The sequence below is a fragment of the Pseudoalteromonas piscicida genome (assembly GCF_000238315.3).
Classification (GTDB): Bacteria; Pseudomonadota; Gammaproteobacteria; order Enterobacterales; family Alteromonadaceae; genus Pseudoalteromonas; species Pseudoalteromonas piscicida.
The window spans coordinates 742,384-767,901 of sequence record NZ_CP011925.1; the positions used below are offsets into that span (position 1 = coordinate 742,384).

The 25,518-nt window shown below is 42.4% G+C and carries 22 protein-coding genes; 16 read left to right on the forward strand and 6 right to left on the reverse strand.

What is annotated here, in order from left to right; all coding sequences use genetic code 11:
• Nucleotides 1–159: 159 nt before the first annotated feature.
• The 8 genes from PPIS_RS22720 (at nucleotide 160) to PPIS_RS22755 (ending at nucleotide 9,242) form a co-directional block, all read left to right on the forward strand.
• The gene (locus PPIS_RS22720) at nucleotides 160–921 is read left to right on the forward strand and encodes a response regulator (protein ID WP_010374830.1); all 762 of its coding nucleotides are present in this window, start codon (nucleotides 160–162) and stop codon (nucleotides 919–921) included.
• 3 nt (nucleotides 922–924) lie between these two features.
• Entirely contained in the window at nucleotides 925–1,557 is a 633-nt protein-coding gene (locus tag PPIS_RS22725; RefSeq protein ID WP_010374827.1) for a sensor histidine kinase, read from the forward strand.
• A 400-nt stretch (nucleotides 1,558–1,957) separates the two neighbouring features.
• The gene (locus PPIS_RS22730; RefSeq protein ID WP_010374824.1) at nucleotides 1,958–3,214 is read left to right on the forward strand and encodes an efflux RND transporter periplasmic adaptor subunit; all 1,257 of its coding nucleotides are present in this window, start codon (nucleotides 1,958–1,960) and stop codon (nucleotides 3,212–3,214) included.
• Nucleotides 3,215–3,228: 14 nt separating this feature from the next.
• Nucleotides 3,229–3,951, forward strand: coding sequence for an ABC transporter ATP-binding protein (locus PPIS_RS22735; protein WP_010374822.1), 723 nt, complete (start codon nucleotides 3,229–3,231; stop codon nucleotides 3,949–3,951).
• A gap of 3 nt (nucleotides 3,952–3,954) precedes the next feature.
• Nucleotides 3,955–5,268 (forward strand): ABC transporter permease, encoded by a 1,314-nt coding sequence (locus tag PPIS_RS22740; protein ID WP_010374820.1) that lies wholly within the window; start codon nucleotides 3,955–3,957, stop codon nucleotides 5,266–5,268.
• An 18-nt stretch (nucleotides 5,269–5,286) separates the two neighbouring features.
• Nucleotides 5,287–6,489, forward strand: a complete 1,203-nt coding sequence (locus PPIS_RS22745) for an ABC transporter permease (protein WP_010374817.1) — start codon at nucleotides 5,287–5,289, stop codon at nucleotides 6,487–6,489.
• A 114-nt stretch (nucleotides 6,490–6,603) separates the two neighbouring features.
• Nucleotides 6,604–7,944 carry a sigma-54-dependent transcriptional regulator gene (locus PPIS_RS22750; RefSeq protein ID WP_010374816.1) on the forward strand — a complete coding sequence of 447 codons (1,341 nt, stop codon included), beginning with the start codon at nucleotides 6,604–6,606 and terminating at the stop codon, nucleotides 7,942–7,944.
• A gap of 8 nt (nucleotides 7,945–7,952) precedes the next feature.
• The gene (locus PPIS_RS22755; RefSeq protein ID WP_010374813.1) at nucleotides 7,953–9,242 is read left to right on the forward strand and encodes a sensor histidine kinase; all 1,290 of its coding nucleotides are present in this window, start codon (nucleotides 7,953–7,955) and stop codon (nucleotides 9,240–9,242) included.
• Between the two features lie 39 nt (nucleotides 9,243–9,281).
• Here the strand turns inward: PPIS_RS22755 and PPIS_RS22760 are convergent, their stop codons facing one another.
• The 5 genes from PPIS_RS22760 to PPIS_RS22780 all read right to left on the reverse strand — a co-directional run bounded on the left by PPIS_RS22760 (nucleotide 9,282) and on the right by PPIS_RS22780 (nucleotide 13,229).
• Complete coding sequence (locus tag PPIS_RS22760) at nucleotides 9,282–9,926, reverse strand: 2OG-Fe(II) oxygenase (protein WP_010374811.1); 645 nt, start codon at nucleotides 9,924–9,926, stop codon at nucleotides 9,282–9,284.
• Nucleotides 9,927–9,989: 63 nt separating this feature from the next.
• Complete coding sequence (locus PPIS_RS22765; protein ID WP_010374810.1) at nucleotides 9,990–10,463, reverse strand: low molecular weight protein-tyrosine-phosphatase; 474 nt, start codon at nucleotides 10,461–10,463, stop codon at nucleotides 9,990–9,992.
• Nucleotides 10,464–10,591: 128 nt separating this feature from the next.
• Complete coding sequence (gene hmpA, locus PPIS_RS22770) at nucleotides 10,592–11,761, reverse strand: NO-inducible flavohemoprotein (RefSeq protein WP_010374809.1); 1,170 nt, start codon at nucleotides 11,759–11,761, stop codon at nucleotides 10,592–10,594.
• Nucleotides 11,762–11,786: 25 nt separating this feature from the next.
• Nucleotides 11,787–13,004 (reverse strand): NnrS family protein, encoded by a 1,218-nt coding sequence (locus PPIS_RS22775; RefSeq protein ID WP_010374808.1) that lies wholly within the window; start codon nucleotides 13,002–13,004, stop codon nucleotides 11,787–11,789.
• Nucleotides 13,005–13,229 (reverse strand): hypothetical protein, encoded by a 225-nt coding sequence (locus PPIS_RS22780; RefSeq protein WP_010374807.1) that lies wholly within the window; start codon nucleotides 13,227–13,229, stop codon nucleotides 13,005–13,007. It abuts the gene before it with no gap.
• Nucleotides 13,230–13,390: 161 nt separating this feature from the next.
• Here PPIS_RS22780 and norR point away from each other — a divergent pair, with 161 nt between their 5' ends.
• From norR to PPIS_RS22820, 8 genes are all read left to right on the forward strand, one after another.
• Entirely contained in the window at nucleotides 13,391–14,953 is a 1,563-nt protein-coding gene (gene norR, locus PPIS_RS22785) for a nitric oxide reductase transcriptional regulator NorR (protein WP_010374803.1), read from the forward strand.
• A gap of 241 nt (nucleotides 14,954–15,194) precedes the next feature.
• Nucleotides 15,195–15,665, forward strand: coding sequence for a bacterioferritin (bfr, locus tag PPIS_RS22790; protein WP_010374801.1), 471 nt, complete (start codon nucleotides 15,195–15,197; stop codon nucleotides 15,663–15,665).
• A 3-nt stretch (nucleotides 15,666–15,668) separates the two neighbouring features.
• Nucleotides 15,669–16,151, forward strand: coding sequence for a bacterioferritin (gene bfr, locus PPIS_RS22795; protein ID WP_010374799.1), 483 nt, complete (start codon nucleotides 15,669–15,671; stop codon nucleotides 16,149–16,151).
• A 152-nt stretch (nucleotides 16,152–16,303) separates the two neighbouring features.
• Nucleotides 16,304–17,533 carry an ABC transporter substrate-binding protein gene (locus PPIS_RS22800; protein WP_010374797.1) on the forward strand — a complete coding sequence of 410 codons (1,230 nt, stop codon included), beginning with the start codon at nucleotides 16,304–16,306 and terminating at the stop codon, nucleotides 17,531–17,533.
• The gene (locus PPIS_RS22805) at nucleotides 17,530–20,841 is read left to right on the forward strand and encodes a response regulator (RefSeq protein ID WP_010374796.1); all 3,312 of its coding nucleotides are present in this window, start codon (nucleotides 17,530–17,532) and stop codon (nucleotides 20,839–20,841) included. Before PPIS_RS22800 ends, PPIS_RS22805 begins: the two co-directional genes overlap by 4 nt.
• A gap of 78 nt (nucleotides 20,842–20,919) precedes the next feature.
• Complete coding sequence (locus tag PPIS_RS22810) at nucleotides 20,920–23,073, forward strand: exonuclease domain-containing protein (RefSeq protein ID WP_010374794.1); 2,154 nt, start codon at nucleotides 20,920–20,922, stop codon at nucleotides 23,071–23,073.
• Between the two features lies 1 nt (nucleotide 23,074).
• On the forward strand, nucleotides 23,075–23,443 hold the full coding sequence (locus tag PPIS_RS22815) for a DUF1294 domain-containing protein (RefSeq protein WP_010374792.1): 369 nt from the start codon (nucleotides 23,075–23,077) through the stop codon (nucleotides 23,441–23,443).
• Nucleotides 23,444–23,533: 90 nt separating this feature from the next.
• Complete coding sequence (locus PPIS_RS22820; protein ID WP_010374791.1) at nucleotides 23,534–24,046, forward strand: Mpo1 family 2-hydroxy fatty acid dioxygenase; 513 nt, start codon at nucleotides 23,534–23,536, stop codon at nucleotides 24,044–24,046.
• A gap of 48 nt (nucleotides 24,047–24,094) precedes the next feature.
• Here the strand turns inward: PPIS_RS22820 and PPIS_RS22825 are convergent, their stop codons facing one another.
• Nucleotides 24,095–25,051, reverse strand: coding sequence for an FHA domain-containing protein (locus tag PPIS_RS22825; RefSeq protein ID WP_010374789.1), 957 nt, complete (start codon nucleotides 25,049–25,051; stop codon nucleotides 24,095–24,097).
• Between the last annotated feature and the right edge of the window lie 467 nt (nucleotides 25,052–25,518).

Genomic DNA, 25,518 nt, shown 5'->3' on the forward strand with positions numbered 1-25,518 from the left:
GTGAAGAGTGGCTTCTTTACAGTACAGATCCCGTTCTATAGTCACTCAGTATTTCTTCCTACCATAGTGCTAAATATATACCATTTTCTGGTTCGAATAATTTGGTAAACCTGCGGATTTGTACCATCCTTAAGAAATAGGAGTAAGGATGTCATTTTAATGAGTCAGCAGCAGCCATTATCTTTCTTAAACGTTTCAGAGCCTGATGAACAAAGCCTAGACGAGTGTGCATCTCCTTGGGTCGTGTTGATCGTCGATGATGAACCTGAAGTGCATGATGTGACTAAACTTGTGTTAACGGCTTACAGGTTTGAATTAAAACCGCTCGAGTTACTTCATGCCTATAGCAAAAAAGAAGCGATTGATATTTTAAGCAATCGAGATGATGTTGCATTGATTTTACTCGATGTCATTATGGAAAGTGAAGAAGCGGGTTTAGAATGTGCGCAATACATACGTGAAGAACTTGGCTATCATAACGTGAGAATAGTACTACGAACCGGTCAGCCCGGCAGTGTGCCGGAACATGAAGTCATGCTGCGTTATGATATCAATGACTATAAAAATAAAACTGACCTCACAAAATCTCGTCTATTCACTATGTTAACCAGCTCGCTGCGCTCTTATCGAGATTTAAATCGACTTGAGTTGTTGACCGATGAACTAACCAAACTTAACGAAGGATTGGAAGAAAAGGTCAAGCAGCGCACCCATGAACTTGAGTCGTCAAATGATGCCTTAAGAGAGGCATATAACCGTATTGCTGAGCAGCAGCAAGCGTTGATCCAATCAGAAAAGCTCGCTTCAGTAGGACAGTTTGCTGCGGGTGTAGCCCATGAAATAAATAATCCGCTTGCGTACTTAAAAAGTAACTTAGAGTTTGTACAAAGTTCGTTGGTTAAGTTGTATCGAGCTTGGTAATTTTTGGCAAATAATTCGCAACTCTCGCCTGAATGTGCAAAATCACTGAGTGAATTGGAGAAAGAGTATCAACTAAACTGGGCTTTGAGTGAAAGTGATGATGTGATGGCTGAAATGCACTCGGGACTCGACAGAATTCAACTGATTGTTAAAGAACTGAGTGTGTTTTTTGAGAGTAATCAAACTCAGTTTCAGCAAGTAGAATTCTATTCTCAAATTATGGATTCTGTGATGATTAATTTGGAGTTGGATGGTACAAACTTAAGCCTAATTGAATTTGAAAAAGGAGAGCGGTTTGAGTTGCACTGTGCCCCAGCACTCCTAGAACACAGTATTTACTGCCTCATAAAGAACGCTTTAGAAAGTACGGGTAGAATGCGAAAGGCCATTAAAATAAACACGAAAGTTGAGGATCAAACACTCTCTATCGATATCTTCGATTGTGGTGAGGGGATTGCGGATAAGCTGGTACATCGAGTATTTGATCCGTTTTATACCACTAAAGCCTCAGAAAAGCATGTGGGACTTGGGTTAACTATCGCATCTAATATCATCAAATCTCACGGTGGTGAACTGATCATAAAATCTACTATCGGTAAAGGCACCAGAGCGACTATAAATTTGCCACTAATTTGATTCAACTCTGGTTAATGCACTCTCCAATTATTAAATCTGAACTTAAAGAAATCAGTTAGTTTGCTATCTATCCAATCCTCAAGTTATCTCTTCAGTCGATATATTAAGATGCAGAAATGTGGCGACTGACACCTATAGCGCTATAACTTTAGGTGAAGAAGTGTCCGCTGCGGACACTTTTTCCGTCCGCGGACATATTTTATCCACTTCTAAAATAAAATAAATCAATAAAATCAACGCTTTAAATTTTGGCACAAAGTTCGCCTCTTTTACTGCATACAAACTAATAAAGAAGATACGTTATGTGGTTAAGTACTGCTTTTTTAATTTCACCCTTGATGATGTTGGCTGTAGCAACGGTTGTGGCGGTATTTGACTCGTTAATTCGAGGAGAATCATTATGATTAAAGACACAAGCGGACAAGACGAAGTGCTCCAAACTGGTAAATCTAAAAAGAAGCTTGGTCTTGTATTAGCGGGTGTTGTAATTATTGCAGCGCTTAGTGCACAAGTCGTGTTTGGTGGACCCAATGCGAGTAGCTCCGTGGCTAAAGATAGAGTACAAATTGCAGCCGTGACTTTTGGTGAGTTTACCCGCGATATTGCCGCCACAGGTTTTGTCGTTGCTGCAAATGCACCACAAATTTACAGTCCGGAGCAGGGTTATGTCTCTTTACAGGTTAAAGCGGGTGATAGCGTGACTCAAGGTGAAGTGCTAGCCACAGTCAAAAGTCCAACTTTAACCAACCGGCTCCAACAAGAAGAAGCGGAGCTGCAAAGACTGAGTGGTGAGCTTGAAGGGAAAAAGTTAGATGTTAGACGTCAAAACTTGGCGTTAAATCGCTCCTTAGATCTCGCTCGTGTCGAACTATTAGCGGCAGATAGAGAGGACCGACGAGCTCAGTTATCTATCCAAAAAAACCTCATCAGCCAAATTGATTTAGAAGAAGCGCAAGACGACCTCGCGCGGGCAAAATTAAACTTCAATCATGCAGAGCAAGAAGTTGCGCTAGGCAAAGATACCTTGGCCTTTGAACTTAAATCTGTTGAGAAACAGCTTGAGCGGCAACGTTTAATTGTTGAGGAATTAAAACGTCAAGTTGCAAGTTTAGATGTGATTGCGCCGGTTTCAGGCATAGTCGGTAATTTACTAGTTGATCAAAATGCGCTTGTTAATGCCAATCAGGGGTTGATGAAACTCGTTGACCTAAGTGCTTATGAAGCCGAGCTTCAGGTTCCTGAAAGTTATGCGGCAGAGCTTGGACTCGGGATGACCGTCGAGCTCAGGATTGGCAACCAAAATATTTCTGGCGTGTTATCTGCGATTTCTCCAGAAGTAAATAACCGTGAAGTCACCACTCGAGTACGTTTTTCGGACGAAAACATTGATGGCATTAGACAAAATCAACGTTTGTCTGCTCGAATTTTACTAGAACACAAAGAAAACACCTTAATGGTTAAACGTGGTGCTTTCATGAGTGAAGGTGGGCACATCGCTTACAAGCTAAGTGGTGATATCGCTGAGCGAATTGAGATCACCACCGGTACCTCAAGCATCAGTGAAGTTGAAGTGCTTAATGGTTTACAGCAAGGCGATCAAATCATCATCAGTAGTTACGACGCATTCGAACGTGCGCCCAGCATCTTATTAAGATAAGAAGGAAAACAATAATGTTAGCTATGAATAATATCGGCAAAGTATACCAAACTGATATGGTGCAAACACACGCACTCAGAGATTTTAACCTGCAAGTAAATGAAGGTGAGTTTATCGCGGTAACAGGCCCTTCAGGCTCAGGTAAAACGACCTTCTTAAATATTGCTGGGATGCTAGAAGGGTACTCTAGTGGCCAATATATGCTAGATGGAATTGATGTTGGTAAGCTCAACGACAATCAAAGAGCTGATCTGCGAAACCAAAAAATCGGTTTTATTTTTCAAGGCTTTAACCTTATCCCAGATTTAAACTTGTACGAAAATGTTGAAGTGCCACTACGCTATCGTGGTATCAAGGCAGCTGAGCGCAAGCGCAGAATTGAAAACTGTCTAGAGCAAGTTGGCCTTGCTGGCCGCGCAAAACATTTGCCACAACAGTTGTCCGGTGGTCAGCAACAGCGTGTAGCTATCGCAAGAGCACTTGCTGGTGAGCCTCGCTTTTTACTCGCCGATGAGCCAACGGGGAATCTAGATAGTTTAATGGCGCGTCAGGTGATGGAATTACTAGAACAAATTAACAGTGACGGCGCAACGATAGTAATGGTTACCCACGATCCGGAGCTCGCAAGGCGTACACCAAGAAACATCCAAATTGTAGACGGACAGGTTGCGGATTTTACTTTGTATCAAGGTAAAGGTACGGCTTCACAAGCGTTGAAATCTCAGGTAGGAGCGTAAGTTATGTTTGTCCATTACCTTGATTTAGCGTGGCGTAGCCTCAAAGCCACGCCACTTGCAACTAGCCTAATGGCGCTGGCCATTGCTATTGGTATTGGCGTCACTATGGTGAGTTTGTCTGTGTATCACATGATGTCTGCCGATCCAATTCCAAGTAAAAGCAGCAAACTCTATGCTGTACAACTACAAGTGATGGACGAGGGAGAAACCTATCATTCAGCGGATGATATACCCTTTCAGCTGACATTTTTAGATGCGAAAAACCTCTATCAAACGCTAAACATCGACAAAAAAGTCGCGATGTTTAAATCTGGTTTTGCGGTTCATGTAAACAACCCCGAAGTGAACCCCATGTTGCAAACGACACGGCTAATAACCCGAGAGTTTTTTGCCATGTTTGAGTTGAATTTTTTGTATGGTGGAGTGTGGAGCCAAAGCCAAGCAAACAATGCTGCACCTGTGGTTGTTATTGACGAAACTATCGCACAAAAGCTATTTGGCCGCAGTGATGTGGTGGGAGAAAGTATTTATTTAGCGCAGCGAAGATATCAAGTCGTAGGAGTAACTAAGGAGTGGCAGCCAAACGTTAAAATGTATGACTTAAACAATGGCGCGTTTGCTGATGCAGAGCGTATCTTCATTCCCTTCAGTCATGCGGCAGCTTATGAGATTGATACTTGGGGAAATACAAATGGTTGGAAGCGCGAAGAGATTAACAACTTCACGGACAAAATGAATTCAGAAATGCTTTGGACTCAGTTTTGGGTTGAATTAGAGAATGAAAAAGAACAACAAGCGTTAGCAACACAACTAGATAACTACATCCAAACCCAACAAGATTTGGGAAGATTTAACCGTAAAACACGAGAATTTTCACTTCGAAATGTCACTGAGTGGCTTGAGTACAATAATGTAGTCAGTGAAGATAACAAAGTCATGATTGGTTTAAGTTTTATCTTCCTTGCTGTTTGCTTAGCCAATATTCTTGGATTGTTACTGGCGAAATTTCTTAAACGTGCCCCTGATGTTGGCGTAAGAAGAGCACTTGGCGCAAGTAAAACGCAGGTGTTTTACCAACACTTGGTTGAAGTGGCGTTGCTTGGTTTTATGGGGGGAGTAATAGGGATAGTTTTTGCTCAGCTTGGCTTATGGGGGATCCGTAAAACTAGCCATGTCTACGAAAGTCTTGCAACGATGGATGTCTCTATGCTGTTAGCAGCGCCGAGCATCGCTATTGTGACTTGTATTCTTGCTGGGCTTTACCCAGCTTGGATAGTGTGTAAAACATCACCTGCTACTTATTTAAAAGTGCAATAAGGCAATAAGGAGAGTCCCATGTTGGAATTAAAACCTATTATCAATGCGTTATTGCGCTCTAAAGTCGGTGCCGTACTTGCGATCCTACAACTTGCCTTGACGTTGGCAATTGTCAGCAATTCACTGTCGATTATTAGTGAGCGCGTCACCTATCTCAATAAGCCAACTGGCTATCCAGAAGAGTCGATAATCACCTTCAGTGTCATGTCGTTTGACGACAAGATAGATGCAAACCAACAGCTTATCGTTGATGAGAGAATACTAAAAAGTATCCCTGGAGTTATAGAAGCCGTGGGAGTGAGCTCGGTTCCGCTTTCAGGAGGAGGTAGCAATTCAGGATTCAGCTTAACCCCTGAAGACGATGGTAAACATACAAACTCGGGGCATTTATACGCCAATGAACAAGTGATCCGTACCTTGGGCGTTAAATTGTTAGAAGGCCGTGATTTCACATCTGGTGATGTCTTGATCTCAAGTGAATACGCTAAGCAACCAGATGTTGTTATTGCCAGTAAGGCTTTTACGGACGAGATATTTGGTGAGGGTAAAGGATTGGGCGAAACGATTTATTATGGTGGTGGCCCGTTAAAAGTCGTGGGGATTGTTGAGCGTATGACTAATGCTTGGCCGCGTTTTAGAAATGCTGATCGCTTAATTATTTTTCCTATGGTGAATGCGAATGGATTTCAAGATTTCTTAGTTCGCACCGATCCGAGTTTGCGTGGCGAAGTAATGAAAAAAATAGAGTCGGCGCTGCTTCAAGAAAATCCTAGTCGTGTGATCACAGGCATTAAAGGGCTTGATGAGGTGAAAGGAAAGTACAATTCTAAAGACTTATTGATGCTAAGAATGTTGCTAGTGCTCATCACCGCATTAGTCGTCGTGACGGCGCTGGGAATATTTGGTCTTACTCAGTTTAATATCAGCAAACGTACTAAACAGATAGGTACTCGCAGAGCTTTGGGGGCGCGCAAGTCTGCAATTGTTCGTTACTTTGTGGTAGAAAACCTCATTGTTTGTGCAATTGGCTTAGTACTTGGCACAGTGGCTACGATTTTCCTAGGACAAAAGCTAATGTCTTTGTATTCAGTGCCGCCGCTAGAAGTAAGTTATATTTTGATAACGGCGCTTGGGCTTATCGTGCTTTGTATCGCGTCAGTAATTTTTCCTGCTAAGAAGGCGGCGAACATTTCACCGAGTATCGCGACAAGAAGTGTATAACCCTTATGCTAATCAGGTTGTGTGAGTAGCCTGATTAGCATTACTCTAACTTGCCTTGTATTAGTTGTGCTAGTATAGGTAAGTGGCAACATGTAATAACAAGAATAAAATCATATGGATAAAATCTTAATTGTGGATGATAACCCCGCAGTACTTGATGCGCTGTCATTGTTACTAGAGCTGCATGATTATCAAGTGGTTACCGCGTGCTCACCGTTAGAAGCAATTAAAGTGGTGTCGTTTCAGCAAATTGCACTAGTTATCCAAGATATGAACTTTAGTGCAGACACCACCTCAGGAGAGGAGGGGGCTGCGCTATTTCACCAATTGAAAGCATTAAATGCAAAACTCCCTATTATCTTATTAACGGCTTGGACTGAGCTCACCACTGCGGTTGAACTGGTAAAAGCCGGAGCGGCAGACTATCTAGCTAAGCCGTGGGACGATCAAAAGTTACTCACCACCATTGCAAACCTCGTTGCGCTTGGTGAGGCACATAAGCAAGTTGCAAACTTTGAACGGGCTGAACAAGAACGCCAACAGTTTAATCAAGGTGCGGATTTATGCGGGTTTGTGTATAAATCGGTGGCCATGCAGCGAGTCATAGATATGGCGCTGCAAATCGCTAAATCTGATGTGTCAGTGTTAATAACCGGTCCAAATGGTAGCGGTAAAGAAAAAATTGCGGAGATCATTCAAGCGAACTCACCACTAAAAAACCAACCGTTTGTCAAAGTGAATGCAGGCGCGCTCCCAAGTGACTTAATCGAAGCTGAGCTTTTTGGTGCTGAGAGCGGTGCTTATACCGGTGCGAATAAGCAGCGTATTGGTCGCTTTGAAGCTGCTGATAAAGGCACGTTATTTTTGGATGAAATTGGTAATTTACCTCTTCCAGGGCAAACAAAATTGCTACGTGTTTTACAAAGTGGTGAGTTTGAGAGGCTAGGGTCAGTCGAGACAAAAAAAGTTTCGGTTCGTGTCATCTCAGCAACGAACGCGGATCTGCTAGCGGATATTCGAGGGGGGAAATTCCGTGAGGATCTATATTATCGCTTAAATGTCATCGAGCTAAACTTACCCGCATTGTCACAGCGGGTGGATGATATTTTACCTTTGGTCGCGCATTTTTTACCTGCAAGGGGGCTTACTTCGGATGCCCAGCAAGCATTATGTGAACACCCTTGGCCTGGTAACGTACGGGAGCTTGAAAATGCCTGTAAACGTGCGGCTGTATTGAACCATGATGGCGAGCTCAGTGCTAAGGATTTTGGTCTTGATGTGCAGACAAATACAGCACAAGTTAGCGTATCACATACCATACGAGAACCCAGTAAAGAAGAATTGGAGCAGGCGCTCAAGACTCATCTTGGCGTGATTGCGAAAGTGGCGCGACACTTTAACATGAGTAGACAAGCGCTTTATCGTCGCTTGCAAAAGTTTGGCATTGAATATTAAGGACAATAATGACGACCTCGCAGCAACATGCATTGATCATTGCCATCAGTATTATGATTGGCCTTATTCCTTTATGGTTTTTACTCGATGATCACAGCGGTTTCATTGTAATAGTACTGGGCTCCGTCAGTGTTGCACTACTGTTGTATAAACTATTAATGCGTGAAAACAAAGCGGGGTGGGAGGCGTTAGAAGTCGGCTTGATGAACTTTAAGGATGGCGAATTTTCTACGTCCATTACCTATAACGCTAACAATGAGCTCGGTAGACTGTGTCAATTATTCAATGAAACGGCAAAACAGCTGAGAGATGAAAAGCAATGGATTTATCAGCGTGAGCTGATGCTTGATAAAGTGCTAGAGTCGTCACCTCAGATACTTGTCCTCGTCGACTCACAGGATGTGGTGGTATTTGCTAACAATAGTGCAAAAACGTTTTTTAACTCTGAGCATCGCCTTGAAGGTGAGCGTTTTAGTAAGTTGTTATCTGAAGTTCCCGATGAACTTCAGCACGCTGCAAACAACCAACTTGATGGCTTGTTCTCAATACAAAACAGCAGTGGTGAGTCGCAAATGTGGCATCTCGCCAACGGTGAGTTATTACTCAACAACCACTTTCACAAATTATATATTTTTAAGCAATTCACTCGAGAGTTGAGCCGCCAAGAAGTGCAAGTTTGGAAGAAAGTGATCCGCATCATTAGCCATGAGTTAAACAACTCATTAGGGCCAATTTCATCTATGTTGCACAGCGGACAGATCTTGGCTGAACGCGTGGATGAACCTAGACTAAGCCGAGTCTTTGCGACGATAGAAGAGCGCATTGTGCACCTTAGCGAGTTTGTTCAGGGCTATGGTAAGTTCGCCAAGCTTCCTTTGCCAAACACTGAATCTGTGGATCTGCAGGTTTTGTGTGAGCGGCTGCAAAGCCATTGGTCATTCCAATATCAGCTTAGTCAAACGCAATTACAGGCAGACACGACACAGTTAGAACAGTTACTTATTAATTTGATAAAGAATGCGACCGAGTCTGGCTCAGAGATAGAGGAAATCTGTGTTCAATCTGAGCAGCGCAGCGACGAGGTTTATATTTGGGTGCTTGATAGAGGTGAAGGCATGAGTGACACCGTGATGGCGAATGCCTTAATTCCATTTTACTCTACCAAAGCGTCGGGAACAGGGCTTGGTTTAGCGCTGTGCAGAGAAATTGTGGAAGCACACAACGGTAAGATCAGCCTCTATAATCGCGATGGTAAAGGCTTGTGCGTCGAAATTCGGTTACCGAACAAATTATCCTGAATTTACTCAGGATAATAAACTTAAGACTGAGCTCATCAATTATTTTGGTGGGTCAATCGAATGATTAATGCTGGCGTTAACCCTAAACCACCCTGCAATTGAATAGCGCTTTTCGTTGGCAACCAGTACTTCATGAGGGAATTCATCACTTAAAAAGGTAACTAGCGTACCATAACTTGGCAGCACCGTTGTGAGTATCTCGTCGTGATTATCGGGATTGTAAACAACTAGTTCGCCGCCATTGTCTGGTGCCCAAGACTGATTTAAGTACAATACCGTGGTCAAAATTCGGTTGGTCTTTCCCTTAAAGGCGTCCAAATGCTTTTTGTAAAACGCCCCTGGAGGATAAATGGCAAAGTGGCTTTCATAACTAAAGAGTCCCATAAACAGCCGTCTGTTTAAATAGGCTTTTAGCTCGCCCATGTAGTTGAGCCAAACAGATTCCAACTCATTGCTGCTATCTAGCCAGTGAATTTTATCTCTGCGAATTTTCTTATTTTGCTCGTGAGAGGCTAAACGACCAATTCCAGCTTGCTTAAAGTCGTCACTGCTGAGCTCTGCTATTCTCAATTCTAACTTGGATAAAATGTCGGGACTGACGAAATTTGGCAAAATACTAATGCCTGTGGTTTGTAAGTCCTGAGCTAATTTCTCGAACGGAAATTCTAAGTCTAAATCTAACAATAGCGGCGCCTCTGAAAAAGGTCTTTTTACCGCTTTGTTTGGTACCGATCCAGCGAGTTAATTTCACCTTGTCGATAAGCGAATTTTGTTAATGATGTTTTCACAGGCTACTTCGATTAAATCAAGCACATGTTCAAAGCCACGTTCACCGCCATAATATGGATCAGGCACTTCATGCTCACTCATGTCACCAAACGCTAAAAACAGCTGAACTTTATGCACTAAGTCGTTAGGACAAATGGAGAGTAGGTCGCGGTAATTAGCGTTGTCTGCACACAAAACTAAGTCGTAATCTTCAAAATCACTGGGTTTTACTTGCTGCGCTGATATGCCTGAAAGGTCATACCCTCTTGCGCTGCCTGCTGCGACACTTCGTGGATCTGGAGGGTTACCTTGATGATAGCCAATGGTACCAGCGGAATCGATACGGATTGTTAACTCTGCTGCTGCGAGTTTATGCTTTAATACCGCCTCCATAGTTGGAGAGCGGCAGATATTACCCATGCAGACGACTAAGATACTAGAAATTGCGCTCATATTGTTGTCCTTCAAGTACGCTTTTATACCAATAGTATTCATTCTCCAAGTCTACCGACTTTTTAATTCAGAGCAAAATATAAGGCGCTGGCTAATACCAACAGTATTAGGACGCCAAATTTAACTCGTTAGTTTGGAAGGTTTTCGTGAGGACCAAATACCTCATAGAATATTTGCTCGGTTTGTACACCGGCATTCATCAGTTGGGTTTTGATAAAGCGCATAAAGGCAACCGGGCCGCATAGGTAGAACTCTCCGTCTGTTAGCGGCAAAGTATCTTTGATTGCGTTGATATCCATCAGTCCGGAATGCGTATCGTCGGCTTCTGACTCCAACCAAGTAACCACATTAAAATTTCGGATATTGCTACCAAGCTCATTGATTTCTTGGTTGAAACCTAAGTCACTGTGAGTTTTATTCGCGTGTAAAAAGTGTGCTTCGACTTCAGGTGAATGTTGGCTATGAACGCCCAGCATGCAAAGCATAGGGGTTATTCCAACCCCAGCGCTAATGTATACCTTTGGACTGGCTGTATGTTGTCTGACAAAGTCTCCAGCGGGGGGAGTGAGCTTGAGGATGTCGCCCGCCTTAAGCGAATGAAGGTATTGCGATACAGCACCGTCGTGTTTAGTCGAAATTCTAAGGTACGAACCATTAGGGGCAACAGACAAAGAGTATTGGCGGATCTGCTGAAACCCTGCCACTTCTTTTGGTACAAAGACAGAAACAAATTGCCCAGCTTGGTAATGAGGTAGGGCTTTATCGTCGACTGGTTTGAGATAAAAGCTTTTAATATTTTCAGTATTGCTTATCACCTTTTCAATCGTAAATTCACGAGTTCCTTGCCACCCACCTTGTTGCTTAAGCGCGGTTTGATAAAGGCCATGCTCTGCGGTGATAAATAAATCGGCTAAAAACTGGTAGGCACTATGCCAAGCTTGCTCTATTTCGTCTGTGAATTGCTCGCTGAACTCGGCTTTGAGTGTTGCAATTAAATGCTGGCCAACAATAGCGTATTGCTCCGGTAAAATCCCAAGGCTAACGTGTTTATGGTTGATACGTAAAATGGCGTCACTGAGCACTTCTGGTTGATCAATGTAATTGGCATAGGCCGCTAATGCTGAAAATAGTGCCAATGGCTGTTTTCCCGAAGCCTGATGGGATTGGTTGAATACCCCTTTTAGCTCTGGGTGTTGATTGAACATCCGATGATAAAACTTGGCGGTGATTTCGGGACCGACCTGAGCCAATAGCGGTGCACTTTGTTTTACCAACTCAATCGTATTGTGTGTAAGCATTAATATCTCCAATTTGAGAGTAGAGTTAACCTATTCGCCCATCGACGCGTTTTTGTATCAGCATGGGCGCGAAGGTAATGAAAAAAAGCAAAAAACCAAAAACCCAAGCCACTGCACTTAACAGCCATGCATTGTGTGGGTTTATAAAATGAATAAGGAATGCGCGGATAAGACCTGATATCGCGATACAGATAAATGCCAGTGTAGTTGTCGTACCTACCTGTAATAGTCGACCTGTGTGGCCCAAGGTAACGCGAGTCATCATGGCTAAAATCATTAATCCCATGCCATTAATTGCCACTAAGTGAAGGTGGCTACGTAAATGCTCTGGCGCAAAGGTATTGTTGTATGCGCTAATTATTAAACCCACTGCGATTGCACAATATGACAGGTACAGTGACCAAAGCAGCGGTACGTTAAATAATTTACCGTTAAACCAATAAATTGCTCTTATCGAGTGCAGTAGCCCAAGGAGTAGTAGTGCAGCACTTAAATAGTGAGTATTGGCTATTGTAAATTGCAGGATATAGGTGAAAACGCAGATGATGGCGAGGTAAAAGAGCGCCCTGTCTAACCTTGGAGTATGTGGTTTTTGTGCTTGCTGCAATCCTCGGGCAATAAAAAACGGAATAACGCGGCCACCCACTACACCAATCAATAACATGTAAGCAATAAGCGTTGCTTGGCTTGCAGCGCTTAGCAATGAGAAGTGCTGGTTGTGAAGTAAAATTAAAAATACGATGTTGCAGCCACACAACATGCTTACAGCAAAAATAAAAACACGATTGTTTTTGGATTTTGCATCAACAATTACGCTCGTTAAATTGAATAGTATAATGAGCCAAAAACTCAGTTGTAGTAGCAAGGTGATGATGATTGATGGAGTTGCCACAAAAAAGCTCAGCCTAGCGGCACACCAAATAATACAGAGTGACAGCAGTGCGCCACCATGTAATGTCTGTCTTTGCGTCCAATTTTTTGCTGCGGTTAGCAAAAATCCGGCGACGACAGCACCGCCAAAGCCAAACAGCATCTCGTGGGCGTGCCAATAGGTCGCTGGGTAGCCATTACGCCAAACAACATTGCCATTGAGCAATAAAGCCCATACAGAAATGCTCACGACAGCGAATAACCCCGCGAGTAAAAATAGCGCTCTAAAGCCGAGCATTAACACGGGCCAAGTAGATGGTGTATACCAACACACGGCTTTTGGACTGGGCTCTTCTAGCTGGATTAAGCTCATTTATTTAACCTCCAAACCTAGGTGGTATAGACAAACAAGGCGGATGACGTAGGCAAGCTTAATCAAGGCGGCCAATACGATAGTACTAATATGTGCTGCAATTTGTGAGAAGAGGCTGAAGCTTTCAACGCTAAAAAAACTCACTTGCAGTGACAGCATAAACGCTGCGAGTGAAGTGAAAATGGCGATGTTGCTATATCTTAAAAGTTGGTATGCGCGGCTCATCGTTAACTCTGCGAATGTTGATATATAGACTGCACATTGCAGGTGTCACGCCAACTTTAAAATGCTATATAAATCATTGGATTAGTATTATCTTATTGATGTTTGAGTCAAATTGACCTATCTTAAATGGTGTTTATTTGAATAAATTGAGTCTTTTTGACATGAATTCGTTAGCGCTCTCCAAATTGCTTGAGCTTAGTATGTCGTTGTCACGACTTTCGTTGGCGCAAGAGGGTCGTGAGGTTAAGCAATACGCTAAGTCCTTGCTTTCAGCATTGAGTCAATCTGTTACCGCTGATGCCATCGCCATTCTCTATGGCGATCAGCATGCATTAACTATCCTAGCTTGCAATGGGTTGAGTGCGGACGCTGTTGGGCGGCAATTTTTGCTTACAGAGCAACCTAGATTGATGTCCATTTTCGAGTCTGACGAACTAGTTAGTTTTCCTGCCAATAGCGACTTACCGGACCCTTACGATGGTCTGTTGCTCGCCGAAGAAAGTCGCTTACCAGTACATGCCTGCATGGGATTTAAGGTCGCGCTGCAAAGTAGCACCTTATTGATGACGTTCGATTGTCTTAAACCTGATAGCTTTGAGCACTTGTCTGAGGTTTATATGAAAACCCTACAAGCAATTGTCTCAAGTAGTGCATTACGTATGTTTGAAGCTGAGTGCCTCTATGAGCAAGCACGTGCATCTACCCTTACTCAATCCCAAAAGTCCGTTAAAAAGCAAATCTTGGTAGGAGAGAGTGCGGTGATGCACTCGCTTAAATCAGAAATTGAACTGGTTGCTGGTTCTGAATTTAATGTGCTTATTCAAGGTGATACAGGAACGGGTAAAGAGTTAGTAGCAAAACACGTACACTTTAACTCCCAACGAAATGACAAACCGTTCGTACAAATTAACTGTGCGGCACTTCCTGACTCGATAGCAGAAAGCGAACTCTTTGGTCACAAAAAAGGCGCGTTTACCGGGGCCGATAAAGACCGATTAGGCAAATTTGCAGCCGCGGACGGCGGCACGCTGTTTTTGGATGAAGTTGGCGAACTGAGTCTGACTTTACAGAGCAAACTATTACGTGTGCTGCAAAGCGGTGAGGTGCAAGCGGTAGGTGCTGACCACATTCATATTGTCGATGTTAGAGTGGTTGCTGCGACTAATCGTGATTTAAAAGAAGAGGTGAGGCGCGGAAAATTTAGGGCTGATCTTTATCATCGCTTGAGTGTGTATCCTTTATTTGTTCCTCCACTGATCGAAAGGCTAGATGACATCCCGCTGCTGGTTGGGTTCTTTTTAGAGCAGCTAAGAGGCACGCTCAACGCAAAACAAGTGGTGATGGATAGGCAAGCACTCAGCCTATTAATGCGTTACGACTGGCCGGGCAATGTCAGAGAGCTTGAACATTGTGTCAGTCGTGCAGCGTTAAAAGCTAAGCATCAACAGTGGCAGGCTAATATCATTGAGATCCATGACATAGATATCGCGCCAAAACACCATCAACAAATTCAGCAGGCTGAGTGCCTTACCACGCAAGAGAAAACACCTCCTGTCGCTATGAAATTCGCCGTCGAGCTACTACAAAAAGACATGATCGTTAACGCGATGGAACGTCATGGGTTAAATTGGTCGGCAGCTGCGAGAGAGCTGGAAATGGATAGAGCAAATTTAGTTCGACTGGCAAAGCGTTTAGGGTTGGATGTTAAAAAGCAGATGAGTTAAGCAGCCGGAGCTGCTTTTATGAGTTTCAATAACTTAGCAAATTTTTTATTTTGAGTTTTGATTGAATACAAGCGGTTCAAAAAATGAAATCCTAAATGTAATGAAAATTGTTATTAATACTCTTATAAGTTGTTTATTTTAAAAGGGTATATTAAGAAAACTGTTATTTTTATTTAATCTTGCGAAGAATAAATATTGAACTAGGGTTATAGGGCGTCACTCGACATTATTAGGGGGCCCTATGCAGGGTAATAAGCAAGTCATAACAGCGCTAAACCAAGTGCTTACGCTAGAGTTAACATCGATAAACCAGTTTTTTCTACACGCAAGAATGTACAAAAATTGGGGGCTTGAAGAGCTAAACGAGAAAGCATATAAAAAATCTATCAAGGACATGAAGCAAGCAGATGATCTTATCGAGCGCATATTATTCCTTGAAGGGTTACCAAACCTCCAGCATTTAGAAAAGTTACGAATAGGTGAGCATACCGAAGAGATGATGGCGTGCGACTTGGCGTTTCAACTCGATCAGCTTCCGACTTTGCGCGATGCAATTGCGCTGTGTGAACACGAACAGGATTATGTTAGTCGAGAGCTACTAGAAGACATTCTTGAATATGAAGAGGGCTATGTGGATTGGCTCGAAACGCAGCACTTCTTAATCAAAAATACCGGCATTGAAAACTATCTGCAATCGCAGATTGAGGGGTAAGTTATGCAAGGCAATTCTACCGTTATCGACTTACTCAACAAGCAACTTACGCTTGAGCTTTCTTCTATGGATCAATATTTGGCTCATGCCAAAATGTATGAAGATTGGGGACTGGAAAAGCTACACCATAAGTTATCTCACGAATACGAAGAAGAGCTTGATCACGCTAAGCGGATCACGGAGCGCATTTTGTTTTTGGAAGGCACGCCAGATACTGCTTCTCGTGCGCCAATTCACGTCGGTGCTGACGTGAAAGAAATGCTAGAAAATGACTTGGCTGCGGAAATTCTGGTAAAAGATCATTTGAAAAAGGTGATAGCTGTGTGTGAGCAAGCGCAAGATTATGTTACCCGTGAAATGCTCGAAACCCTGTTAGATGACACCGAAATGGATCACATTTATTGGCTTGAACAGCATATCAATTTAATCAAACTAATTGGTTTACCAAACTACATTCAGAGCCAACTTGCTAATAGCCCTGAATGATCCCAACCACCGCGCCTACCTTTGGGTGCGGTTTCTTTGTCTGCCATGCATTATCTTGGTGATTTATAACGAGCAAGGTATTCGTTATAAAATTAAGCAATCACAATGATTTGAACTAAAGTTTAGTTATGTGTTGAGTGATTAGTAATACGATGAAAATATTATTACTGTTTTTCTGCTTCCTGAGCTCAGTTTGTCTCGCAGCAAACTCCAAGCAAGTGTTTCGTATTTACCATGACGCTGACTATTCTAATTTAAATGAGTCAGCTGAAGCGATAAAAATGGGATTTTTAACCGCATTAGATGAAGTAGATAATCAAATCCAAGGTTATAAGATTGAATTGGTGGCCAAAGACCATCGTGGTAATAGTAATCGTAGCTTGCTTCACTTTAAGCAATTTCTAAAAGATCCCAATGCTTTGTTAGTACTTGGAGGCGTGCATTCTCCCCCCTATATCAAATTTCGTCAGTTTATCAACGAGAATAAGGCGCTGCTGTTGGTTCCTTGGGCCGCTGGTGGGCCAATTACAAGATACCCGAGTAAGGATAATTGGATTTTTAGGCTTTCTGTGGATGACACCAAAGCGGGTAAAGTACTCATCAATTATGCAAAGCAACAAGACTGTGTTGCACCTCATTTACTCCTTGAGGATACCGCATGGGGGCGATCCAATTACGACACACTGTTAGAAGAATATAAAAAATCCAAGCCTAACAACGCACTGCCAGTATCTTGGTTTAACTGGGCAACTAAGAAAAATGAGGCGCGGATCATTATCCATAATATTATTGAAAGTGAGCCACAATGTATCATTTTCGTTGGCAATGCGATTGAGGGCGCTGAGTTTGTAAAAGCCATGGCAAGTATTGACAAGGTGCAGCGCCTGCCCTTTGTCAGTCATTGGGGAGTAACTGCGGGTAACTTTTTTGAGATTATTGGGGATAAGTTATCAGCAGACGTTTCATTGTCGGTCCTACAAAGCTGTTTTTCTTTTGAGAATAAACCATTAAGTGCGTTTTCGGCACGAGTATTTAATCGTGCAAAACAGCTTTTCCCGACCGAGTTTGCCAAGCATGGATTTGTTCAAGCCGCTCCCGGGTTTATCCATGGCTATGATATTGCCAAGCTTCTTATTGCGGCAACGGAGCAAATAAAACTGACAGATTCGGTCGCGACCAACAGAGCCTTGTTAAAAAGCGCATTTGAGGATTTGCAATCGCCGGTTAACGGTCTAGTAAAAACGTATCAACGGCCTTTTAGTGTCTGGAGTGAAAAAAACGATTCAGCCCATGAAGCGCTAACCGTGCAAGACTTGTGTATGGGACAGTACCAGTCTAATGGCAGTATTAAACTAGTTTATAGTTACCCGGGGTCGCATTGAAAACTAAATTCACCTTAACGAGTAATCGCGCTTTTTACACCTTTTTAGGGTTAACGGCTATCGTTTCACTTCTGCTCAGTGCACTTTTTGTTGGGCTGAGATCAAATGTCATAGTCGAAGATTTAGTAAGAGAAACGAATGAAACCCAAGCTCAACTCGCAGTTAACAACTTAACTCAGTATCTTGAAAGTCGTAAGCAGATCCTCTCTGATCTTTCTCTACATCCTATTATCGTAAATGGTGCGATGGGCACGGGGCTCTCCGCGGCTAAGTTACGAGACTTTATGCGTAGTTTTCAAATTATAGGTAGAGAAGAAAAGTTAATGGTGATCAATGTATTGGGCGATGTGGTTTACGCAAACTTTGATTCTCATGAAGTGTTAGGCCAAAAACCAAAGTGGCTCGATAAAGTGATCAATGCAGAGCTGGCCAGTGCGATAGATCTCACTCAGATTGGCAACTTGCACTATTTCACAATAGCAGTACCGATTTACTATAACGGCTTTGCCGAGGGAGCACTTATTGGCGAGTTTTCTACGAGTTTAGAGAGTCTGCTGAGCTCCTCATCATCCAAATCTTTTCACAGCATTGGTTTAAAAGGCAGGTGGATTAACTTTTCTAACACCCAAAAAGTTGAAACTTACTTTAGTGTAAGCAGTCTCGATGTTGGCTCCACCGATTTAGTATTGGACTATCGTGTAGAGAAAAGTCAGGTCACTGACGAAGTGAAAATATTTGTGTGGGATCTTATTGGTGCTATTGCTTTTGGACTATTCCTATCATTTGGCTTGCTCTATTTGTTTGGTAAGCAACTTTTGTTAAACCCGTTCAAAAAGCTAGAGGAATCAAGGACAACACTCAAACGCAGTGAAGAGCGATTTAAACTTGCAATATTTGGTAGCGATGATGGCCTTTGGGACTGGGATCTTGAGCGGAATGCGGTGTTTTATTCAGACAGATTCAAATCTTTACTAGGCTTTTCGCAAGAGACACAAGCTTTATTCTCTGCGCATATTTCTAGTTTATTTGACCGAGTCCACCCTGCAGATCTCCCTAATTTAGAAAACTCAATTAAGTTTCATATGACGGAAGAAGAGCCTTTTGGTGTCGAGTGCAGAATAAAAACGAGGCAAAACAGCTATCGCTATTTTTGGCTAAAAGGTGCTGCGGCACTTAAAGATGGACAAGCGAAACGGATAGTTGGCTCACTTTCGGATATTACCGATCAAAAACTTCATCAAGAAGCGCTGAAAAAGGCCAAGGAACAAAATGATTTACTCGCTCAAGCAATAGAGTGCGCAAATGTCGGCATAACGATTGTTGATGCGACTAAGCCTGAATTGCCAATCGTATTTGCGAATAAAACATTTCAACAAATCACCGAATATGGTGATGAAGTACTGGGTGAAAACTGTCGTTTTTTGCAAGGTGAACATACCCAACAGCAAGCGTTAGAGGAAATCAGGGAAGCAATAATAGCTCACGAATTCGTCAAAGTTGAATTGATCAATTACACCAAATCTGGAAAGGCATTTTGGAATAGTTTGCAGATCTCTCCGGTGTTCAACGAACAAAATCAATTAACGGCATTCGTCGGTATCCAGCAAGATATTACCGCTGCTGTTGAGGCGAAAAAGGAGCTAGAACAAGCGAAGCAAGCGGCGGAGCAGGGCGCGCAAGCTAAAAGCGAGTTTTTAGCGTCAATGAGTCATGAGATCCGCACGCCAATGAATGGCGTAATAGGCATGTTAAGTCTGCTAGAAGATGAGCACCTTACTCAAACTCAATTACATAAAGTGAGTTTAGCAATGGGCAGCGCCAAGTCGTTATTAAATCTCATCAACGATATTTTAGATTTTTCTAAAATTGAGGCGGGTAAGCTTGAGCTTGAGTCACTAGATTTCGATGTTAGGGCATTGCTTGGCGAATTGGTTGAATCCGTTGCGTTGCAAGCGCAGAAAAAGGGACTTGAACTTATTCTAGATGTTACCCAACTTGAAAAGCCATTGGTGCAGGGGGACCCGAGCCGCATTCGACAAATAATCACCAACTTAATTAGTAATGCAATCAAGTTTACCGAGCAAGGCGAGATCATCATCCGAGCTTGGTTTAGTGAAGTGGATAATAAACTGAGATTTCATTGCTCAGTTGAAGATACCGGCATAGGGATACCAGAGGACAAAGCAGATAGGCTTTTTGCTAAATTCTCTCAAGTTGATGCCTCTACTACTAGAAAGTATGGAGGGACTGGACTGGGGCTTGCCATTGTCAGGCAACTCTGTGAATTAATGGATGGTGATATCACCGTGAGTAGTCGGTTTGGGCATGGTAGTCAATTTGAATTTTTCGTGACTTTGATCCATGGTAACAATACTCAATTCGAAGCTGCAAAAATTGATTTACAAGGGATCAAAATACTCCTAGTTGACGATAACCTCTCCGCCTTGACGAGTTTGGAATCTCAATTGAGGCATTGGGGGGCGAATGTGTATAAAGCCAGCTCTGGAATACAAGCACTATCTCTGTGTGAAGCTGAATACCAGCGTGATAAAAATGTGTTTGATATCGCCTTATTGGATATGACGCTTAGAGGCATGTCGGGTGAGCAACTCGGTGCTGCACTAAAAAATGATAAGCGATTCAAAGCGATAAAACTTATCATGATGACGCAAATGGGTACCAAGGGGGATGGCCAGTTTTACGCGGAGCGTGGCTATTCAGGTTATTTTCCAAAGCCCGTGACAACCAAAGACCTTTTTGATGCGTTAACCATTTTAGCTGAAGATGGCAAGGCGCTGGCGAATGCGAAACCACTGGTTACGAGTCACTATCTGAAGCTGGTAAGAAAGGCGACCGAAACCGAATTTACGTGGCCAAAACCTTGTCGTATTCTACTGGTTGAGGATAACAAGGTGAACCAAGTTGTCGCATTAAGTATGCTCAAAAAATTGGGGATAACCCATATTGAAGTTGCCGAAAACGGACTGCTTGCTATTGAACTGCTCAAGTCACATCAAGATGAATGTCAATTTGAGCTAATTTTAATGGATTGTCAGATGCCAGAAATGGATGGCTATCGGACTACCGAATTGATCCGAGACGGAGCCGCAGGTGAAAGTTATCAAGGAGTAAAAATACTAGCCATGACAGCCAATGCAATGTCCGGTGATAGGGAAAAGTGTCTAAATGCAGGCATGAATGACTATCTCACAAAACCCATTTCGGAAGAGCCTCTGAGCGAGAAACTACAATATTGGCTATACAAAAGCGAATACGCTTCCTCAGACGATACAGAAGAAACGACTTAAGGGGGTAACTGAAGCAAATTGGCAATATTTCCTATCTATGATAATCTGCACTGTATATAAAAACAGTTGTCTGACTTTGTGTTGAGAAAAGAATTACCCGCCAAATATTACTTAAGCCACTTTAGTGAGCTTAGCGATTATTTACTGAAAGTATGTCAACCGCTATTAAGTAGTGCACAGCGTGAGCTGCTGGCTGAGCTACACCGCTTGCCTGAAGATGAATTGTGTTTGTTAGTGCGGTTTATTTCCCGCAAGACTCCTTTTCTGGATATCAATTCACTGCGCTACGAAGAGATCAATAATATTTGTGAAGTCGCGTTTTCATTAAAGGCTAAGGGATTACTTCGTCAGGTAAAGCAAGACGACTTTCAAGCACTATTATATTGCTTAACTAAACCATGTTTAATGGAACTTGCCGAGCGAGAGAGCTTAACTACACTGCCAAGTAAATCGGCAAAAAAATCGCTCTGGGTAGCGCATATCAATCAATCTGTCTGCGTTGAACATCTAAATGCACAAGAATGCCTATCCCAGTATCTCACGCTCTCATTTCAAGCCGATATTGACTACTTTCTATTTTTGTACTTTGGCAAGGTAGGCTTTAGCTTAGCGCAATTTTCGATGCGAGATCTTGGTGTAATGAATATCAGGAGCGCTGACGCCGCTTACCATGCACATTTTGAACAAAAAGCGGAAGCCGTGAGCGCGTTTTATTATGCAAATGCACTCAGTGAGCTCAAAAACGCCTCTGAAGAAGAATTAGTCAAGCGTGCTAGACAGGCCGCAGCGCAACAATTGCCCAAGGTTGATGGGCAATATGCAGTGACAGCACATGCAAAGTACCTGTTAACGCTTGCCAGAAAGTTAGGTCCTGAATTTTCCCATTTTAAAACCTTACTAGGTATGACTGAGCACCCTCAAGCTTGTGAGATGTTGATACGACATAATTATAAGCAAGGTGAAGTTGAGCAGGTTCGTGAGCAACTAGAGCGCATATTACAGGGGGAAAGCGATGAAACATTGATGATCTTCGCGGAAGACTTTTATCAGCGTAAATTTAACCAAAAACGCACTTCTGTACTTACGGATATGCTAAGAAAAAGTCAACCTGCAATCCAAATTGATGAGGCTTTTAAGGGACAAACAGAGGCTGGCGTCATTGCTTATTATAAACGTCATGACATTGAGGCCTATCATGTTGAGAATGAAATTTGGCTGGCCTTATTTGGATTGACCTTTTGGCAAGAACTGTTTTATCACCCAAAAAGTATCGTAGCGAATGGGTTTTCTAGAACTCCACTGGCATTAAAAGAAAATCGCTTTTACAGCGAATTTGAGGAAGAGATTGAATGTCGCTTAGCGAATTTTACAGATACTTCTGCTTGGATGAACTGGCTTCTACGCCAGATGAGCGAACATTACGGAGAACCCAATCGGTTGTTTATTTGGCACGATAAGATGCTCGACTCAATAAAAATATTATTGTCTAACTTGTCAATTGAGGGTATTAAATCCGTTTTAAGGCTAATGTGTAGTGACTTTCATCTGATGAAATCTGGTTTTCCCGATCTGATGATAGTCGACAAAAAAGCGGGTTTAAGGTTTGAAGAAATCAAGGCACCTGGAGATAGTCTTAGCCGAAGTCAGCTAGTTAACATTTCTAAACTCTTGCAATGCAATATTCCCACCCGACTGCAAACCGTTGAATGGCATATTTGCAAAGAGCAACCTTATGTCGTTGTTGATATTGAAACCACCGGTGGCAATAAAGAGTTTGATCGCATTACCGAGGTAGCCATGGTAAAAGTCGTTAACGGCGAGGTTGTTGCTAAATGGCAATCACTTGTTAATCCGATGCGTCGTATCCCACAAAAAATCACTGAACTGACAGGGATCACTCAAGCAATGGTAAGTGATGCTCCGAGTTTTTTTGAAATTTTGGAGCAAGTTGAGCTGTTTAGCCAAGGTGCTATTTTTGTCGCGCACAATGTGAACTTTGATTATGGCTTTATTCGGCAGGAATTTGCTCGAGTCGGCCGAGAGTTTACTCGTGCGAAGTTATGTACTGTGCAGTTAGGCCGAAAGTTCGTGCCGGGCCTGCGCTCTTATGCGCTCGAGGCGTTTTGCCAGGCGATGAATGTACCTTTGATTAATCATCACCGAGCGATGGATGATGCTTATGCTACCGCTGAAATTTTCATTAAAATCAATACAATAAGGCAGGAAAGGTAGCATGTCAGCGGTTCGTTTAATGCATCAGCAGATGGGTCTATTTTGGGGGGCTGGCGTGTGGTTAGGGACACTTTGCGTATCTAAGCTACCTTGGCAAGCGGTTATTTCTGCAGTGGTGTTGTTGGTGATCAATGTATTTATATTTGCACTTTTTTGGTGGGATAAGCGCGCTTCAACGTTTGCTCAATCGCGTATTCCTGAGCGTAATTTACTACTGTGTGGGTTACTTGGGCTCAATATTATCACACCAGTGGCAATGTATATGCTCAGGCATAAAACCATCAAACCGAGCTTTAATTTTAAGCTGTTGATGGTGCTCATAATGCAGACTATTGTATTCGGTATGCTGTTTATTTGGTTATTTATATAGGCCCTAATACGCTAATAGAATTTTTTATTGATAAATTTTCTTTGTTGACTAATTATCAGTAGGATAATTGGTATCAATGAGAGAACAATAATGAACAAACTAGAGACGTTATTAAGTCAGTATGCCATGTATCATCGCAGCAAAAGAAACATTCTGACTCACTTTTTTGGGATCCCGTTAATTGTCATTGCTGTTGTGGGTATGACTTTTATCCCGTTGTTCGATGTATCAGGAGTGACCATCACGCTTGCCGCGCTGATAGGGGTAATTTTATGTGGCTATTACCTGATGCTATCCCCCATTCTCGGGCTCATGATGAGCGCCATCATACTGGCTTTTTATTTCCTTGTTCAAACGCTGAACCCACTCATTGTTAATGCTGGAATATTGACCGTATTGTTTTGGGCTGGTGTTTTCTTTGTAGGTTGGGTGTTGCAGTTTATAGGGCATTATTTCGAAGGAAAAAAGCCTGCGTTTGTCGATGATTTGATTGGTTTAGCAATTGGACCACTGTTTGTGCTTGTGGAGCTTTTATTCGTATTGGGGCTATGTAAAGAGCTCGAAAACAAAATAGTGAATAATGCTGGAGAGTATAAAGCATAGGCAAATAGTTGGGCTGAAATGTGATTTCTGCCCAACTAACAATATCGCTTAAGTTGTCATGCGTGTTTCTAATTTAGAGCCTTTTATTATCGTGATATCTTGGCAATTTAATCTTACTCGGCCACAGCGGGTTTCCAATAAAAAGGTTGCTTCCGGGTAATCTTCGCCACCGGAATCGACAAATTGCTTGCGTGCGCGGTGAACCATAATGTTCATATGGTTTGTTTGTACGCCGAGTGCTTTTGCTAAGTCATCGCGGTAAACCCAACCTTGAACATCCGATTCAAGGCCTGCATCTTTATCTTGGATCCGAGTTCTGGCAAGCAGCAACAGTAAGTAGTGATGACTTCTGACGCCTAAATCTAGGTGTTTATCGTCAACACTTAGTGTTAGCTGAGTATCTTCTTCGTCTTGACTTACATTGAACTCTAATGCCATTGGCTTGGCAGCTTTTTGGCATTCAAGGTGTTTAGTTACCGCGATTGTCGTGGCAGAAAAAAACATCCATTGGTCGTTCATCAGCGATACAATACTGCCATCTATTAAGGCTTGTCGATCTGAGGTATTTAGATCTTCTAAAAACCAATAGTTGAGCAATTTATCATAGTAAATGATGTGTTTAGGGTCATCTTCACTAGGAAGTAGAAGTTGATTCGTTACTTCTACTACTTTTTGGTTGTTTGACTGAGAAACTAAATATTGACACTCGGTTTGCAAGTTCGCCGCGACAAACGAGTTTTGACCAGGTGCTGCAAAATCAATCTTATCATTTTCGAATAGCTGATACGGCAGGTTCTTGTCGAGCTTTTTATCGTTTATCCAGATGCCGTTTGTACTTACATCTCTAATAAACCATTTGTTTTCATTGAGTTCGATAATGGCGTGATGTCGCGACACTCCCGGCTTGTCTATCAAGGTATCTACACTATATTTATAGCGGCCTACCGTATGATAGCTTTTAAGATAGACTCGTTCGAGTTTCTGTTCGTCGATTAAATAAGCCATAGTTAGTTCCGTATAACTTTGATGAAAATTACATGCTTATACAAAATAGATATCACAATTCAGCAAGGCGTAAATTTCATCTATATCAATGTATAAGTGCCGTGAAGCATACAATTTTATTTCCTTCTACTCAATGATAAAGACCCACGAGGTGGGTCTCGTTGAGGGAAGAATTCACCAGTACTTACGTACCGGCTTGGTCTAATTTGGAATTACAGTTTTTCTAGTTTGACGCAGAATCCCAAAGCTTAAACCAATTGTTTGATATTAGGGTGATAAATCCTAGCAAACATCTTCAGTCTAATTCGTTTACTTTAATTTAGCTATTACACGGCATTACACTGAGATTACAGGAGTTTTAGACTTCATTGACTTGAATATATTCACGGTATAAACCATATTTTAATTAGAGAGGTGTGAGATTAGCTCTCATGTGCTCGAGCTTCGTAACCTCTCTTACTTTTCCA